The sequence below is a fragment of the Bacillus sp. EB106-07-01-XG149 genome, from assembly GCF_058791555.1.
Genome location: NZ_JBYTDP010000002.1, coordinates 381,281 through 397,211, shown reverse-complemented (window position 1 = coordinate 397,211; position 15,931 = coordinate 381,281). Strand labels below are relative to the sequence as shown.

Annotated in this window: 20 protein-coding genes; 15 read left to right on the top strand and 5 right to left on the bottom strand. The window is 35.8% G+C overall.

Going from position 1 to position 15,931, the window contains the following annotated elements; all coding sequences use genetic code 11:
• The first annotated feature begins 64 nt into the window (after positions 1–64).
• A complete protein-coding gene (locus AC3WTA_RS08055; protein ID WP_000820923.1) occupies positions 65–610 on the top strand; it encodes a hypothetical protein in 546 nt (181 codons plus the stop codon).
• Between the two features lie 17 nt (positions 611–627).
• Here AC3WTA_RS08055 and AC3WTA_RS08050 read toward each other — a convergent pair whose 3' ends face one another.
• Genes AC3WTA_RS08050 through AC3WTA_RS08030 form a run of 5 tightly spaced genes read right to left on the bottom strand, consistent with a single transcriptional unit; the run spans position 628 to position 5,128 of the window.
• Complete coding sequence (locus tag AC3WTA_RS08050; protein ID WP_000499417.1) at positions 628–1,692, bottom strand: ABC-2 transporter permease; 1,065 nt, start codon at positions 1,690–1,692, stop codon at positions 628–630.
• 38 nt (positions 1,693–1,730) lie between these two features.
• The gene (locus tag AC3WTA_RS08045) at positions 1,731–2,795 is read right to left on the bottom strand and encodes an ABC transporter permease subunit (RefSeq protein ID WP_000486554.1); all 1,065 of its coding nucleotides are present in this window, start codon (positions 2,793–2,795) and stop codon (positions 1,731–1,733) included.
• Positions 2,796–2,807: 12 nt separating this feature from the next.
• Positions 2,808–3,872, bottom strand: a complete 1,065-nt coding sequence (locus AC3WTA_RS08040) for an ABC transporter permease (protein WP_492332859.1) — start codon at positions 3,870–3,872, stop codon at positions 2,808–2,810.
• Positions 3,862–4,743, bottom strand: a complete 882-nt coding sequence (locus tag AC3WTA_RS08035) for an ABC transporter ATP-binding protein (RefSeq protein WP_000922145.1) — start codon at positions 4,741–4,743, stop codon at positions 3,862–3,864. Before AC3WTA_RS08035 ends, AC3WTA_RS08040 begins: the two co-directional genes overlap by 11 nt.
• Positions 4,709–5,128 carry a GntR family transcriptional regulator gene (locus AC3WTA_RS08030; RefSeq protein ID WP_000548040.1) on the bottom strand — a complete coding sequence of 140 codons (420 nt, stop codon included), beginning with the start codon at positions 5,126–5,128 and terminating at the stop codon, positions 4,709–4,711. The genes AC3WTA_RS08035 and AC3WTA_RS08030 overlap by 35 nt, the downstream gene beginning before the upstream one ends.
• Positions 5,129–5,294: 166 nt before the next feature.
• Between AC3WTA_RS08030 and dacF the strand changes: the two genes are divergently transcribed.
• The 14 genes from dacF to AC3WTA_RS07960 all read left to right on the top strand — a co-directional run bounded on the left by dacF (position 5,295) and on the right by AC3WTA_RS07960 (position 15,916).
• The gene (dacF, locus tag AC3WTA_RS08025) at positions 5,295–6,485 is read left to right on the top strand and encodes a serine-type D-Ala-D-Ala carboxypeptidase DacF (protein ID WP_000831989.1); all 1,191 of its coding nucleotides are present in this window, start codon (positions 5,295–5,297) and stop codon (positions 6,483–6,485) included.
• Between the two features lie 170 nt (positions 6,486–6,655).
• A complete protein-coding gene (gene spoIIAA / locus AC3WTA_RS08020) occupies positions 6,656–7,006 on the top strand; it encodes an anti-sigma F factor antagonist (protein ID WP_000059133.1) in 351 nt (116 codons plus the stop codon).
• Entirely contained in the window at positions 7,007–7,447 is a 441-nt protein-coding gene (gene spoIIAB, locus AC3WTA_RS08015; RefSeq protein WP_001243399.1) for an anti-sigma F factor, read from the top strand.
• A gap of 12 nt (positions 7,448–7,459) precedes the next feature.
• Positions 7,460–8,218 (top strand): RNA polymerase sporulation sigma factor SigF, encoded by a 759-nt coding sequence (sigF, locus tag AC3WTA_RS08010; protein WP_000350733.1) that lies wholly within the window; start codon positions 7,460–7,462, stop codon positions 8,216–8,218.
• Positions 8,219–8,355: 137 nt separating this feature from the next.
• Positions 8,356–9,882 (top strand): sodium-dependent transporter, encoded by a 1,527-nt coding sequence (locus AC3WTA_RS08005; RefSeq protein WP_000450093.1) that lies wholly within the window; start codon positions 8,356–8,358, stop codon positions 9,880–9,882.
• Positions 9,882–9,980 (top strand): methionine/alanine import family NSS transporter small subunit, encoded by a 99-nt coding sequence (locus AC3WTA_RS08000; protein WP_000016829.1) that lies wholly within the window; start codon positions 9,882–9,884, stop codon positions 9,978–9,980. The genes AC3WTA_RS08005 and AC3WTA_RS08000 overlap by 1 nt, the downstream gene beginning before the upstream one ends.
• Positions 9,981–10,096: 116 nt before the next feature.
• Positions 10,097–10,717 (top strand): stage V sporulation protein SpoVAA, encoded by a 621-nt coding sequence (gene spoVAA, locus AC3WTA_RS07995; RefSeq protein WP_000438359.1) that lies wholly within the window; start codon positions 10,097–10,099, stop codon positions 10,715–10,717.
• Positions 10,710–11,126, top strand: a complete 417-nt coding sequence (gene spoVAB / locus AC3WTA_RS07990) for a stage V sporulation protein SpoVAB (RefSeq protein WP_000572950.1) — start codon at positions 10,710–10,712, stop codon at positions 11,124–11,126. Before spoVAA ends, spoVAB begins: the two co-directional genes overlap by 8 nt.
• Before the next feature lie 14 nt (positions 11,127–11,140).
• Positions 11,141–11,599 (top strand): stage V sporulation protein AC, encoded by a 459-nt coding sequence (spoVAC, locus tag AC3WTA_RS07985; protein WP_000147732.1) that lies wholly within the window; start codon positions 11,141–11,143, stop codon positions 11,597–11,599.
• Between the two features lie 13 nt (positions 11,600–11,612).
• A complete protein-coding gene (spoVAD, locus tag AC3WTA_RS07980; protein ID WP_001241142.1) occupies positions 11,613–12,629 on the top strand; it encodes a stage V sporulation protein AD in 1,017 nt (338 codons plus the stop codon).
• A 3-nt stretch (positions 12,630–12,632) separates the two neighbouring features.
• Complete coding sequence (gene spoVAE, locus AC3WTA_RS07975; protein ID WP_000345909.1) at positions 12,633–12,983, top strand: stage V sporulation protein AE; 351 nt, start codon at positions 12,633–12,635, stop codon at positions 12,981–12,983.
• Positions 12,984–12,988: 5 nt separating this feature from the next.
• Complete coding sequence (spoVAEA, locus tag AC3WTA_RS07970) at positions 12,989–13,558, top strand: stage V sporulation protein SpoVABEA (RefSeq protein WP_001254417.1); 570 nt, start codon at positions 12,989–12,991, stop codon at positions 13,556–13,558.
• Entirely contained in the window at positions 13,545–15,017 is a 1,473-nt protein-coding gene (spoVAF, locus tag AC3WTA_RS07965) for a spore germination protein SpoVAF (RefSeq protein ID WP_000165598.1), read from the top strand. Before spoVAEA ends, spoVAF begins: the two co-directional genes overlap by 14 nt.
• A gap of 95 nt (positions 15,018–15,112) precedes the next feature.
• The gene (locus AC3WTA_RS07960; protein ID WP_002096335.1) at positions 15,113–15,916 is read left to right on the top strand and encodes a Cof-type HAD-IIB family hydrolase; all 804 of its coding nucleotides are present in this window, start codon (positions 15,113–15,115) and stop codon (positions 15,914–15,916) included.
• The last annotated feature ends 15 nt before the right edge of the window (positions 15,917–15,931 follow it).

The following is a 15,931-nucleotide window of genomic DNA, read 5'->3' as shown; positions in this document are numbered from 1 at the left end:
TCTTTTGAATAAAAATATTTTGAAACTCCAATACTTTAATTAAAAAGAATCGGAGTGAAAAATTATGAAACGTATTTGTACGCTTTTCATTATGATTGGAAGTTTTTTCTGCTTTAATCAGTTCGCGGATGCGGCTACGCCTCTTCAAGTCGTTCAAAAAGAATTACAACATATTTCAAATAAGCAACCTGTTTTATATTCAAAGCTATGGATCCGTTCAATGCAGAATGCTATTTTATTTCATCATAGTGATAACATTCGGCATGAAGATACGATAAGCAATGTGACAAAGTCTTCTCTTATAAAAGTAAAACAGCTTCCACTTCAGAAAGCATCACAGTACATCCCTAGATTATCACAATATATTTCTAAGTTTGAGGCTGAGAATGTGCAAGTGTATTATGTTGCAGCACGTTATGAAGTGAAAAAGGAAAATCCATATCAGTTAAATGGCATGAATTATTTTATGCAAGTGTTTATTCAACAAGGGGGAGAATGGAGAATTGCTGAAAGCATAGTTGCTCCAACAGATCAAATCGTGGCAAATGGTGATGGATTTGGAACGAAGCAAGAAAAAGAGTATGGGAAAAGAAGAGAGAATGTGAAATAACCTCCTTTTGAAGGAGGTTATTTCGTGCGAAGTAAAAATTTTTTATTTATGGAATAGTTAAGTACTACATAGCTAAATACTCCTATTATTAGGAATCCAGCGTAATAACTTAATATTGGATCATTTTTTTCACCTGTTAACCAGCCTCCTAATAGTGCGAAACATATCGTGACACACGGTATAAATAGACGTTGTAGTTTAGTGAATAATAATAGTTTACCGTTATTTTCATTTTTTGTCCGATTATAGAAAAATACTCCTAATGGTAAAAGAAAAAGAATATATAGAATCGGAGTGATAAGTTTCCAGATGGGCTGGAATTGGTGTTGCACCGTAACGGATTCTTTTAGATTATTAATGTTTACTTCTTTTACTTTTGGATTAAATGTATAAGATATATAAGTATTATTAGTAGGTGCAAAAACTTCAATGTTCTCTACATATGATGTGTAATTCGCCTTCTTAAGGAAAAATTCAGTTGTAGATATATTTGTGTGAATCCAAGTGAAATGAAACAGCAACATACTTAGTCCAGATGGTAATATAATAAAAACTAAGCTTAATATACTATGTGAAATGACATTACCAGCAATTGTTCCTATAAAAATTGCTATTGTAAAAATCGCAATCCATGTAATGGTAACATAACATAATAATGTAAGTATTGGCCCGAAGGATTGATATTGGTTAAACAGATTAACCGTTAGGATAAAATACATTAAGATGATATTAAGGCTCATTATGAATATAATTACAATTGTCCCGAACAGCCATTTAGAAAGAAAAAGTTCTTTTCTCGTGAATGGCATTGCGAATAACAGATGATCTGTTTGATTTCGTTTTTCCCAACTTATTAATGAACAAGCGAGTAATATGAAAGTTGGAATGAAGGGGATGATAAGAGTATCCCCATTTAAACTATAGCTGAAATAGTTATCTTGGTTTGCTGAAAGACTTGTTAGTTGAATCTGTAAATCATTAAAATAGCTAATAGGTAAAAACCAAAAACTACTACAAGCAAAGAGTAAAAGAATGTACTTACTTTGCTTGTAATGATGTAACCATAAAGCCTTATAAAACATGTTATTCCTCCAATGCCCAACATGTGATTATGTTGAATTTAGTTAATATTCCAAGTAAACTTCCATTTTAATATTTTTGGCAGGAAGAAATACATAATTAAACTAGTAACTAAAAATCCGATGTAAAAGCTAGGCAATGACTGCGCGCCACTTAACATTAAACCTCCAATGGTCCCACCAAAGAAAATTGCACAAGTCAATACTACTTTTTGCAGTTTTGGATATAATAAGTAGTTACCATTTCGCTCATTGACTGAACGGGCATATAAATATATACCGAGTGGTAATAAAATAATGATATGTGCGATAGGTGCAATCAATGTTTTTGCCGGCGGAATCTTTGTAAAGTTTGGTTCGTTATGACGTACTCCATTTTGATCGGTATAAGCGCTTTGTGGATCATAATTAAAGTTAATATTAAAATCTTCTGCTGGACCAGAAATACGTATGTTTTCCATAACATCATGTATACGGCCATTCTTCTCATGAAAGTCGACATTCGAGTGAACAGCGATGACTCCTGATATAAGTGGTGGAAGTAATAATGGGAAGATGAATATAACGGCAGTGAGAAATCCTTGCGAGATAATATTCCCAGTTATTGTTCCTACGCATAATGCGAGTGTATAAATAGCGATTAATACAATTAACATATATATAAAGTAACTATGAAACGGGGAAAATACTTGATATTTATTATGAAAAGTCAACCTTTTCATAATAGCAAATAGCCCCCAGTTTAAAATGACAACAGCGGCAATATTACAGATTCCAAACAACCACTTTGTTATATAAAGGTGTGAACGCTTAAAGGGCATAGACCATAACAAGTCGCTAGCGTTATTTTGTCTTTCCCATCCAATTAACGTACAAGCTAGAATGATCAGTACGCTACCTAACAGCATGACAGGATCTAGAAGTGTTAAATCAAAGTGATAATGATATACATAGTTCCATTTTTTATTGTCATTTAGAAAGTGTTGCTGTTGAATAGAAGTCATATAGTAGTAATATGACAAAGTATAGAAGCTGACGAGCCAAAATAACCATACAACATATTTACTTTGTTGATATGTTCTTAGCCATAGTGCTTTTTGAAACATAGGATCTCTCCTTTAAAAAACTTTATAATTTGTTAGGCGTGATAATACAACATAAGTAATGATTCCAGCGAGAAACAAACTGATATAGTAGTTAGGTAAGAAATAAAATTGATTGATTTTATAGCCACCTAGTAGTGAAAAGTAAATGGTTGTCCCCCATATCCATATTTTTAAATGTGTTTGGAAAATAAATATCTTTTGACTGTTTTCATTTGGTGATCGCATATATAAATATGTTCCAAGTAGTAAGTAAAAAATCGTATAGAGAATAGGGACAAACATCGATTTGGCTGAATAATATTTATGAGATACTGGATTTCTTAAAGTAGCTGGATCGTTTTCCTTCTCAAGGTGTTCTGGATGATAGTTATAATCAATAGAAAAGCGATAAATTGGTGCAACTATATTTGTTTTTTGATTGAATTCATAAAGTTGTTGATCTAATTTATTACTTTTAGTATTGGTAGCCTCTAAATGGTTTAGCGTAAAAGTGTACACTAGTGGAATAAATGTAAGCCCCATTAGTAGCCATGGAATGCAAAAAATGACCTGCGAAACAATGCTTCCAGTAAAAGTACCGATACATAGAGCAGCTGTATAGACTGCAACATAAGAAACAATTGCATAAAGAAAGTATCGATGAAACGGACTGAATGATTGGTAATCAAAATGAATGGTTGTTCTATAAATAACATACATAAGAATCCAATTTATAAGTAACGAGCTTACAATACAAAAGGAACCGAAAGCCCATTTAGATAAGAAAACATGTTTTCTTTTAATCGGCATCGTCATAAGTAGTGTATTAGATTGGTTGCTACGTTCCCATCCTATCAATAAGCAGGCTAAAGCAATGATAAGAACAGTTAACAAAAAACTATTACCTTCTCCTGAAGAAAAGGTATAAAAATAATAATACTGTTTCCCTTTTTCTTGTAATTCGTAATATTTATCGAGTTCCATCTGAGCGCTTCTATAGTATCCTAAAGATAAAAGGTAAAGCGAACTAAAGAAGAATAGCAACACAGCATATTTCCCGCGCTTCCAATTCCACGTCCACAACGCCTTATGAAACATACCCATCCTCCTCCAGTGTCGTAACGAAGACATCTTCAAGTGACATTGTTAATTCTTCAATGAGTATAGGTTGTTCTTTATAAAACTTCTCCAGTGTTGTAGCCACATTTCCCTCAATTAAGATTGTAAATACTTTACCTGTTTGATTTAATATTTTAATATTGCTTAAGTTTTCTAGTTTTTGAGGTAATGAACGTTCGTAAGCTACTTGTATTTTTGCAAATCGTGATTTGGCATCGTCTAGTGATGTAATAGAAGATATAGTATGGCCTTTTAATATAATAATTGTATCCGCAATTTGTTCCACTTCATCTAAATGGTGAGTTGAGATAAAAATGGTAATCTCTTTTTCTGCAACTTCTCCAACGAGAAATTGGAGAATCTGCCGTTTAACGATAGGATCAAGTCCATTTGTCGGTTCATCTAAAATGATATATTCTGCTTTTGTAGAAACGGCTAAAATGATGGCAAGCAATGCTTTCATTCCTTTTGAATAGCTACGAATTCGTTTGTTTGGTAAGTTAAAACGTTCTAACAGTTCATAGAAATACGCTTCATCAAATGCGGTATAAACTTGCTTGTAAAACTTTACAATTTCTTTTACCGTATATCCGTTTAGTATGTTAGTAGAATCAGGGACATATACAATTTTTTGCTTTATTTCAGGACACTGATGAATGTTTGTATCTTCATATGTAACAGTCCCGGCATCAGGGTCTAAAATACCGACCATCGTTCGTAATAAAGTTGTTTTCCCTGCACCGTTTCTTCCGAGTAATCCGATGATACTTCCTCTTTGTAATGTGAAAGAAACATCATCTAAAATCGTTTGATTATCAATTGTTTTCTTCAAGCTTGTCACTTTCAGCATCCGTATTTCCTCCAATCTCTTTATAGTATGAATCTATCCAATCATGAATTTTATCTTTCGTAACACCAAGATAAGAGGCTTCTAATAGTAATTGATGAAATTGCTTTTCAACCATAGCGATTTTCCTTTCGTCTAATGTTGGGGTAATCGATTGGGATACAAATGTTCCTTTTCCTCTTAATGTTTCAATAATCCCTTGTCGCTCTAACTCTTGGTACGCTTTACTCACTGTGTTTGGGTTTATAACGAGTAAAGAAGCGAGTTCGCGTACAGAAGGTAGTTTGTCACTTGGAGCTAACATGTTCTTCAATACGAGTTCTTTTATATTTTGAACAATTTGTTCCCATATCGGAGTGTTGCTTCTTGGATCAAGTTGAATATGCAAGAGCAATGTCTCCTTTCTGACTTGTATTAAGTGTACTACTGTATGTAATACAATTAATACAATATAGGTGGTGAATGTATTTGTCAACTGAAAATATTAGAAAAATATGGTATTAAAAAATAAAAAATTGGAAAAAATAGGTCTGATATAGAATGGAGGGTTAGTCATGAAGCGAGTTTTTGGAATACTTGTTTGTTTCATGTTATTGCTTTCTGGTACTTCAGTTAGTTTCGCACAATCTGAGAAGACGAAGCAGGAGAAAACAGAAGAAACAGCGCCGAAGTTAGCGGAACAAGCGTCGTCAGCAATTGTAATTGAACAAGATACAGGTAAAGTTTTGTTTGATAAAAATCCAAATGAGAAATTACCACCTGCTAGTATGACGAAGATTATGACAATGCTATTAATTATGGAACAAGTTGAAAAAGGAAAACTAAAACTGACCGATAAAGTTAGAGCAAGTGAGCATGCGGCTTCAATGGGTGGATCACAAATCTTTTTAGAGCCTGGGGAAGAGATGACTGTAAATGAAATGCTAAAGGGTATTGCCATTGCATCTGGAAATGATGCGTCTGTTGCAGTAGCAGAGCATATCGCTGGTTCAGAAGAAGGTTTTGTAAATATGATGAACAAAAAAGCGAAAGACTTAGGACTGAAAAACACTCATTTTCAAAATCCAACAGGTCTTCCGGCTAAAGAGCATTATTCCACAGCAAATGATATGGCTATAATGGCAAAAGAATTGATGAAGTACCCACTTATTCGCAAATATACAGGTAAATACGAAGACTATTTACGTGAAGATACGGATAAGAAGTTTTGGCTCGTGAATACGAATAAGTTAGTACGTTTTTATCCTGGAGTAGATGGTGTGAAAACGGGCTTTACGACAGAAGCAAAATATTGTTTAACAGCATCGGCTGAAAAGAATGGGATGCGTGTTATTTCAGTTGTTATGGGAGCACCTACATCGAAAGAACGGAACAACCAAGTAACAAAGCTTCTTGACTACGCATTTGGACAATATATGACAAAAAAAATGTATACACGAGGCGAAAAAATTAAGACTGTACAAGTAGGAAAAGGGAAAAAAGAAAAAGTAGATTTAGTTGCGTCAGACAATGTGTCTCTTCTTATGAAGAAGGGCGAAAATATGGACAAAGTAAAGCAAGAAGTAATTGCTGAAAAGAAAGTGAAAGCGCCGATTAAAAAAGGTGACGCGCTCGGTACACTAGTTATTAAAAAAGATAAAGATGTTTTATTAAAACAAACAATTGTAGCAAAAGAAGATGTTGCTGCAGCGAGCTGGTGGGAGTTATTTAAAAGAAGTTTTGGGATGTTTTCAACATCAAAATAGCGGCAAATATTTTGCCGCTTTTCTATTCGTATGAAAGTAAATAATTGCTGAATCGTTTCACTTTATGGCGAAATAGTTCTTCTTTTGTCAGCAGGAAGGATTCTTATGTTGTATCACGAAAATCTTTATGTATGTAAATGAGTAAAGTTTGAGCATAAGGAGGAAATCGTGTGAGTCTTTCCATGCAATTAGAAGTAAAACGTGACGTCCTATGTGTGAGACTAGCGGGTGAATTAGATCATCATACTGCTGAAGAGTTGCGAACGAAAGTAACAGATATGATTGAGACACATGGTGTTCATCATATTGTTTTGAGCCTAGAGAACTTATCGTTTATGGATAGTTCTGGTTTAGGTGTTATATTAGGCCGATATAAGCATGTAAAGGGATTAGGTGGAGAAATGGTTGTTTGTGCAATTTCACCGCCTGTTAAACGTTTATTTGAAATGTCGGGCTTATTTAAAATTGTTCGTTTAGAAGAAAGTGAAGCGCATGCGCTCGCGACGTTGGGGGTGGCATAAATGAGAAATGAAATGAACCTTCAATTTTCAGCATTAAGTCAAAATGAATCGTTCGCTCGCGTTACAGTAGCTGCTTTCATTGCGCAACTAGACCCAACGATGGAAGAACTTACGGAGATTAAAACAGTTGTGTCAGAAGCAGTTACGAATGCAATTATTCATGGGTACGAAGGAAATGCAGAAGGTGTTGTTTATATTTCTGTAATTTTGGAAGAAGCAATGGTGAAACTCACGATTCGAGATGAAGGGATTGGCATCTTTGATTTAGATGAAGCAAGGCAACCCCTTTTTACAACTAAACCTGAATTAGAGCGTTCCGGAATGGGATTTACTATCATGGAAAATTTTATGGATGAAGTAGAAGTTATTTCAAACGAATCTTTCGGGACAACAATCCATTTGACAAAATACTTATCAAATAGTAACGCTCTATGCAATTAAGGAGAATAGCCTATGGACATAGAGGTCAAAAATGAGAAGAAGAAACCTCAGTTAAAGGACCACGAGCTAAAAGCGTTAATTCAACAAAGTCAAGATGGAGATCAACAAGCGAGAGATACAATCGTTCAAAGTAATATGCGTCTCGTATGGTCGGTTGTGCAGCGTTTTCTTAATCGAGGGTACGAACCAGACGATTTATTTCAAATTGGATGTATTGGGCTATTAAAATCGGTAGATAAATTTGATTTATCTTTCGACGTGAAATTTTCAACATATGCAGTTCCAATGATTATTGGAGAAATACAACGATTTTTACGTGATGATGGATCAGTGAAGGTAAGTAGATCTTTAAAAGAAACAGGAAATAAAATTCGAAAGATGAGAGACGAGCTTTCGAAAGAATTTGGAAGGGCCCCAACGATTAATGAAGTAGCCGAAGCGTTAGAACTAACGCCAGAGGAAGTTGTTCTGGCGCAAGAAGCGAGTCGAGCTCCTTCATCCATACATGAAACGGTGTATGAAAACGACGGGGATCCAATCACTATTTTAGATCAAATTGCAGATCAATCTGAAACGAAATGGTTTGATAAAATTGCTTTAAAAGAAGCAATTAGAGAATTAGATGATAGAGAACGTTTAATCGTGTATTTACGCTACTATAAAGATCAAACCCAATCAGAAGTAGCGGAACGAATAGGCATTTCGCAAGTACAAGTTTCAAGACTTGAAAAGAAAATATTAAAACAGATGAAAGATCGAATAGATGAATAGCTATCTATTCGATTTTTTTTATGACTTTAATTTAGTAGGGATTGTAAACTTTTGTAAAAATTAACAGAATTTATTGGTGGTATAGTAAATTTAAAATATAATCCAAGTATGAACTTGTCACAAAGGGGGAAGAAAATATGGAAACGAGGCAACAATGGGGAACGAGGGCTGGATTTATTTTCGCAGCGGTCGGCTCTGCCGTTGGATTAGGAAACATATGGCGTTTTCCTTATACAGCGTATGAAAATGGGGGAGGCGCATTCTTTTTACCGTACTTATTCGCATTATTAACGACTGGTATTTCATTATTGGCGTTTGAATTTGCTCTTGGGCATCGTCACCGTGGTTCAGCGCCACTTACGTTCTTCCGTATTAGTCCGCGTGCTGAATTCATCGGATGGTGGCAAATGTGTGTAACATTTATCGTTTCAACATATTATGCAGTAATTATTGCTTGGTCTATTTCATATACGTACTTTGCAATTACTGGAGCATGGGGGAAAGACACGCAATCATTTTTATTTAAAGAGTACTTACATGTTGCAGATAAGCCAGGGCAGTTTGGGGGGCTTGTGCCGGAAGTATTGATTCCATTAGCTCTCGTTTGGATTATTGTGCTTGGTGTTGCATTCAAAGGAGTTAAAAAAGGAATCGAAGTGGTTAACCGCATTTTCATTCCTTTACTAGTTGTTATGTTCCTTATTATCGTAGTTCGTGCAGTGACGATGGAAGGTGCGATGCAAGGATTAGATGCATTCTTCAAACCAGATTGGAGTCGTATTTTTGATGGGAAGGTATGGCTTGCTGCTTATGGTCAAATTTTCTTTAGCTTATCTTTAGCATTTGGAATTATGATTACGTATTCTAGTTATTTACCGAAAAACTCAGATACAACAAATAATGCCTTTATTACTGGCTTTGCAAACTCAGGATTTGAATTATTAGCAGGGATTGGGGTCTTTGCAGCTCTTGGATTTATGGCAAACAATATGGGAGTACCAGTTGATAAAGTAGCAAGTGCTGGTGTAGGACTTGCATTCGTAGTATTCCCGCAAATTATTAATGAATTACCGATGTCACCGTTATTTGGCGTATTGTTTTTCTTATCATTAACGGTTGCCGGAATTACATCCCTCATTTCGCTTGCGGAAGTATGTTTTGCGGCCGTATCTGAAAAGTTCAGCTTAAGCCGCCAAAAAACAATTGGAATTATGGGAACGCTTCTCGTACTAGTGTCTCTTGTTTTTGCAACACGTGGTGGGCTTATGTTCCTAGATGTTGTTGATTATTTCGCTAATAACTTCGGGTTAATTTCAATTGCATTAGTGGAAGTAGTTACGATAGGGCTCATTCTACGCCGTTTACCAGTTTATCAAAATCACGCAAACTTCGTATCTGATATTAAGTTAGGGACGTTTTGGAGAGTGAGTTTACTCGTTATTACCCCGCTTATGTTAGGATACATGTTAATTGATGGGACAATCCAAAATATTAAAAAGAACTACGGAGATTATCCAACGGAGTTTATCGTAACATATGGTTGGTCAATTGCAGCAGCGTTCCTTATCGTTGCACTAATCATTAGTATAAAGAAATGGAATGCACAAATACATTCAGATTCTGCTAAGCTTGAAAAAGAATGGAAAGATCGGGGTGTTTCATAATGAGCGGATCAGCGATTATGATGATGGTTATTGGTATGGTAGTCATTTGGGGAGGACTCGCATTAAGTATTGCAAATTTATTTAAGAAAAAGGCATAAACTAAAAAACATCTGTACCGAAACGGTACAGATGTTTTTTTATGAAAAAATTGTATTAGAAAAAAATTCAATAACCATACTACAACTACGAGGAAGAGTGAAGAGGTGAATGGAAATTGGAACAAACAATTTATATTAAAATGCGTAATCGATTAAAAGTTTCTCCTACGTATGAAGTGAAACTGGGTGATGTCGCTCAACTTGCCGGAGATGCTATGGTAGTTGAGTCATTACAGAATGAGGTAGTTTACAAAATAACAGCGCATGATAAGACGCATGTTGTAATTGATGTTATGAAAATTATTGAGATTATTCAACAAAAAGCGGCTCATATACAAATTAATTTACTCGGTTCTGGACAAACTCTTGTTGAAATTATATATGAAAAAAAGAAAGTACATCCGATTTTCTTCGGACTTGTATGGTTGTTACTTTTTATTGGAGCGGCTCTTGCGATCATTTATTTCCATGAAGATGTAAGTATGCAACAAGTACACCAGCGGTTATATTACATGATTACGGGAGAATTTAAGGCACAACCACTTCTATTTCAAATTCCTTATTCAGTAGGTCTTGGGTTAGGTATGGTTTTATTTTTTAATCATGTATTTCAAAAGCGAATTAATGAAGAGCCGAGTCCGTTAGAAGTGGAGATGTTCCAATACCAGCAGTCACTTGACCAATATGTAATTGTTCATGAAAACAAGGACAATATGAAACAACTTGCCGATGATTGAGTCTGGGCTTGTTATTTTAATTGGTTTAGCGGGAGGAATTGCAGTAGGTAGCGGATATGTCGCATTTTTAGCTGTACTTGGTATAATCCCCCGACTAGCTCAATTAACGAGAAGTGGAAAGCACATTCAATATTTTGAGTGGGCAGTTATTGCAGGTACGTTAACAGGAGCTTGGTGTAGTTTGAAAAACATTACATTTCAAACATCGCAATATTGGCTTGTTATATTAGGACTATTTTGTGGCACATTCATTGGAATGCTTGCAGCTGCATTAACAGAAGTGTTAAATGTTTTACCTATTTTAGCGAAACGAGTAGGGGTAGAAGGGAAAATCGTTGTTTTACTCGTTGCTCTTGTACTTGGCAAAGTAATAGGCTCATTGTTTCACTGGATTTATTTCGTAAAGTAGGAGGCAATATATAAATGACAGGGCGAAAACTAAAGGATGATTACATAAATAAAGTGAAGGAGTACCATCCAAAACCAAACTATTTCCTAAATTGTGTCAAGGCATTTCTTGTAGGTGGACTCATTTGTACTGTCGGAGAAGTATTAATGAAATTTTATATACATTATTTTCATTTCAGTGAACAAGAGGCAGGAAATCCGACAGTTGCAACGCTTGTATTATTATCGGCGATTTTAACAGGTTGTGGTGTATATGATAAAATCGGTCAATTTGCTGGAGCGGGATCGGCCGTACCTGTTACGGGATTTGCGAATTCTATGGCGAGCGCTGCGCTAGAACATAAGAGTGAAGGAATTGTGCTTGGAGTTGCTACAAATATGTTTAAGCTAGCGGGAAGTGTTATCGTTTTTGGGGTCGTTGGTGCATACGTTATTGGATTAATAAGATATACTTTTAACATTTTTATGTCTTAAAGGAGGGGCTAGTATGAGGTTGACTGGAAAACAAACGTGGGTATTTCAAAATGATATTTATGTGAATGCAACCGGTACTGCTGTTGGTCCAAAAGAAGCTGAAGGCCCTCTTGGGAAGGATTTTGATATTTCATATGATGATTTACATTGCGGAGAGGAAAACTGGGAACTTGCTGAACGAAGATTAATGTCAGATTCAATTCAACAAGTCTTGCAAAAAGGAAATGTAAAGACATCACAAATTGATTTCTTTTTAGCAGGTGATTTATTAAATCAAACAGTGACAGCAAATTATGTTGCGCGTAAGTGGGGGATTCCCTTTTTAGGGATGTTTAGCGCTTGTGCAACCTCGATGGAGACTTTAGCGGTTGGATCAGCCTTTATAGATGGTGGATTCGCAAATCGTGTTTTAGCGACGGTAAGTAGTCATAATGCAACGGCTGAAAGACAGTTCCGTTATCCAACAGAGTATGGGGGACAAAAACCAGGAACAGCAAATTCCACTGTTACAGGTGCGGGATCCATATTAATTAGTAAAGAAAAAAGTGCCATTAAAATTACGGCAGCTACGATTGGAAAAGTGCAAGATTTAGGGATTGCGAATCCTTTAGATATGGGGTCGGCGATGGCACCTGCTGCTGCTCATACAATTCAACAACATTTTGAAGATTTGAAGAGGAGTGCAGCAGATTATGATTTGATTGTTACCGGTGATTTATCAGCTATTGGGACACCAATCGCAAAACAACTGTTACTGGAAGAAGGTTATGATCTTGGGCATATATATAATGATTGCGGATTAATGATTTATGATTCCGGTCAAGAAGAAGTATTTGCCGGTGGTAGTGGTTGTGCTTGTTCAGCTGTTGTCACATATGGTCATTTATTAAGCGAGATGCAAAAAGGGAATTTACAACGAATTTTTGTCGTTGCTACTGGCGCGTTATTAAGTCCGATGATGATGCAGCAGAAAGAAACCATTCCAACAATTGCACATGGTGTCGTATTTGAGAGAGTGAAGGGAGAGTGAATTGTGGATTTTATATATGCATTTCTTGTAGGAGGTGCCATTTGTGTAATTGGACAGGTATTGTTAGATTTCGCAAAGTTAACACCAGCCCATTTAATGGCTACCTTTGTAGTTATAGGAGCAGTTTTAGATGGATTCGGATTGTACGATAAGCTTATAAAGTTTGCTGGTGCTGGTGCGACAGTTCCTATTACAAGTTTTGGACATTCACTATTACATGGGGCAATGCATGCGGCAGAAAAACACGGATATATTGGGATTGGTATGGGTATGTTTAGTTTAACGTCTGCAGGCATTTCTGCAGCGATTTTATTTTCATTTTTTGTAGCACTTATATGTAAACCGAAAGGATAAATCAAATGAGACGAAGGGTTGTTTTGGTCACAGATGGAGATGAATATGCAAAGCGGACAATTGAGCTTTTAACGAAGGAATTTGGGGGAAGGTGTATTTCAGCATCACAAAGTAATCCAACCAAATTGACAGGGAAGAAAGTTGTTGAGCTTATTATGCAAACGCCATATGACCCTGTATTTGTCATGTTTGATGACAGTGGATTTATTGGAGAAGGATCTGGTGAAAAGGCTTTAAAATATGTAGCCACACATAAACAAATTGATGTACTGGGGATTTTGGCAGTAGCGTCTAATACACATCATTGGGAATGGGCACGTGTAGATGTCAGTGTAGATCGGAACGGGAATTTAACCGAATACGGTGTTGATAAATTTGGACTTCCAGATGGTGAAATTGGCAGAATTAGCGGAGATACAATTTATTGTTTAGATGATCTGAATGTTCCTGTCATTGTGGGAGTTGGTGATATTGGTAAGATGTGTGGAAACGATGAATGGGAGAGAGGATCACCTATTACTAGAAAAGCGATTCAATTAATTTTGGAAAGGAGTGGTTTTTATGACGAAACCTAAAAAAGTGGAAATCCCTATTTCATCTTTCATAAGTGATAATGAAAATTACTTAAAGCAAACAGCTGGACTGGGTGTTACATACGACGTTGGCATTCGTAAATTTCAAATTTTGAATAAAGAAATTGGTGTGTTATTTGTAAATGGACTTTGTGATACAAATTATATTATCCCTATTTTAGAAGAAGCGGTGGATACAAATGAGATAAGGGATGTAGAAGAAGATACAGTGAAGCTTTTAGAGAATCGTTTAATCCATCAACAAGTAAGCAAAGTGAAAACGATGGATGAGGTAATGCTTCAAGTATTATCAGGACTCATCGTTATATTTGTGGAAGGTGAAACAGAAGCGTTTGCAATAGATGTTCGTAGTTATCCGGGCCGGACGCCGACAGAACCAGATACAGAAAAGGTAGTACGTGGTGCAAGGGATGGATTTGTTGAAAATATCGTTGTAAATACAGCGTTAATTCGTAGAAGGATACGTGACCCACGTCTTCGAAATGAAATGATTCGAGTAGGAGATAGATCACAAACGGATATTTGTATTACATATGTACAAGATGTTGCAAATCCGGATTTAGTTAAAATTATAAAACAAGAATTAAATAACATTGAAGTAGACGGGATTACGATGGCGGATAAAACGATAGAGGAATTTGTAGTTAAACAAGGCTATAATCCCTTCCCGCTTATTCGATATACAGAAAGACCAGATGTAGCAGCAAATCATCTATTAGAAGGACATGTGTTAGTACTCGTTGACACATCGCCAAGTGCTATGATTACACCGACAACATATTTTCATCATTTACAGCATGCAGAAGAGTTTAGGCAAAATCCAGCTGTAGGTACATTTTTACGTTGGGTACGTTTTTTAGGTGTTATATTTTCACTGTTCTTATTGCCATTTTGGTTAGTGTTTGTTTTTGATCCAACTCTTTTACCGGAAAGTCTTGCTTTCATTGGACCGAACAAGATGACGCATTTACCAATTTTATTACAAATTTTGATGGCCGAAATCGGACTCGAATTTTTAAGGATGGCTGCCATTCATACACCGACATCATTGTCGTCTGCAGCAGGATTAATTTCTGCCATATTAATTGGTCAAATTGCCATTGATGTAGGTTTGTTTGTACCAGAAGTAATTTTATACGTAGCAGTTTCTATGATCGGAGCATATGCAACACCGAGTTATGAATTAGGGCTTGGGAATAAAGTCGGAAAGCTATTTGTCATTATTTTGACAGGTATATTTCATGAAATGGGATTTGTGGTTGGAATGACGATATTGATTTTATTTTTAACGTCTATAAAAAGTTTACAAACACCGTATTTATGGCCGTTTTTACCATTTGATTGGGGAGCGTTAACAAAAATTCTACTCCGTCCAACGATGTCTAGTTTAAAAGTGCGCCCAAGTATTGTAAAACCTCAAAATGTAAGAAGGCAAAAATAAGCAGGATTAATCTCCTGCTTATTTTTTATCGAAAATTTATTGTTTTTTAACAAAAATCAAACATTTTTTGTGTACACTTAGAGTAGATATTGTGTATGGAAGGGGAAGAGGACATGATTAAATTATTTGTAAGTGATTTAGATGATACGCTCGTTTACAATGTGAATCATATGCAAAAAGAAGATGAACGTGCACTTTGTTGGTTAGCTGAAAAAGGGACAAATATTTGTTTTGCCTCTGGCCGCTTTACTCATCGAATTGATGAAGTCGTAAATAGGTTTGCATTCCCGTATTACACAACTAGTTTAAATGGAGCAACGATGTTACTGCCGGATGGAAAAATATTTCATGAATCAAGTTTTGAAGATGGGATTGCCCAGGAAATATATCGATATATCCATAAAAAGGGACTAGCAGATATTGTTTGTGCAAATGAGCAACGGTATACAAAAAGAAAGAATGAACATCATCATACTTTTGAAACGTATATGGGCGTGCATATTGCTGAAATAGAAGCATTAGAAGAGGAATTTGGTAAGACTGTACATCCTGCGAAATTGTTTGTTTTTGGGGAAGAAGAGACAATTGCAGCATTAGATCAAGAGTTACGAGATACATTTCAGAGCGAAGCGGAAGTTTTTATGTCGGGTAAACGCTATGTTGACATTATGCCAAGGGGAGTAAGTAAAGGGAGTGCTTTAAGGCGACTAATGGAACATTTACAAATTGAAGCAAATGAAGTTGCATGCATTGGAGATTCTTTCAATGATATTTCTATGTTTGAAGTAACTCCGCATTCATTTACTCTACATCATGCTCATCCATATGTGAAGGAGAAGGCAAATCATATTGTTCGTTCGGTCGAAGAAGCTGTTATGAAATTGCCATTACTTGTATAAAAAAAGAAGCTCGTC

Coding starts and splice junctions, on each gene's coding strand:
- AC3WTA_RS08055 (WP_000820923.1), top strand. CDS start 65: ATGAAACGTATTTGTACGCTTTTCATTATGATTGGAAGTTTTTTCTGC.
- AC3WTA_RS08050 (WP_000499417.1), bottom strand. CDS start 1,692: ATGTTTTATAAGGCTTTATGGTTACATCATTACAAGCAAAGTAAGTAC.
- AC3WTA_RS08045 (WP_000486554.1), bottom strand. CDS start 2,795: ATGTTTCAAAAAGCACTATGGCTAAGAACATATCAACAAAGTAAATAT.
- AC3WTA_RS08040 (WP_492332859.1), bottom strand. CDS start 3,872: ATGTTTCATAAGGCGTTGTGGACGTGGAATTGGAAGCGCGGGAAATAT.
- AC3WTA_RS08035 (WP_000922145.1), bottom strand. CDS start 4,743: ATGCTGAAAGTGACAAGCTTGAAGAAAACAATTGATAATCAAACGATT.
- dacF (WP_000831989.1), top strand. CDS start 5,295: ATGAAGCGAGTTTTTGGAATACTTGTTTGTTTCATGTTATTGCTTTCT.
- spoIIAB (WP_001243399.1), top strand. CDS start 7,007: ATGAGAAATGAAATGAACCTTCAATTTTCAGCATTAAGTCAAAATGAA.
- sigF (WP_000350733.1), top strand. CDS start 7,460: ATGGACATAGAGGTCAAAAATGAGAAGAAGAAACCTCAGTTAAAGGAC.
- AC3WTA_RS08005 (WP_000450093.1), top strand. CDS start 8,356: ATGGAAACGAGGCAACAATGGGGAACGAGGGCTGGATTTATTTTCGCA.
- AC3WTA_RS08000 (WP_000016829.1), top strand. CDS start 9,882: ATGAGCGGATCAGCGATTATGATGATGGTTATTGGTATGGTAGTCATT.
- spoVAB (WP_000572950.1), top strand. CDS start 10,710: ATGATTGAGTCTGGGCTTGTTATTTTAATTGGTTTAGCGGGAGGAATT.
- spoVAC (WP_000147732.1), top strand. CDS start 11,141: ATGACAGGGCGAAAACTAAAGGATGATTACATAAATAAAGTGAAGGAG.
- spoVAD (WP_001241142.1), top strand. CDS start 11,613: ATGAGGTTGACTGGAAAACAAACGTGGGTATTTCAAAATGATATTTAT.
- spoVAEA (WP_001254417.1), top strand. CDS start 12,989: ATGAGACGAAGGGTTGTTTTGGTCACAGATGGAGATGAATATGCAAAG.
- spoVAF (WP_000165598.1), top strand. CDS start 13,545: ATGACGAAACCTAAAAAAGTGGAAATCCCTATTTCATCTTTCATAAGT.
- AC3WTA_RS07960 (WP_002096335.1), top strand. CDS start 15,113: ATGGAAGGGGAAGAGGACATGATTAAATTATTTGTAAGTGATTTAGAT.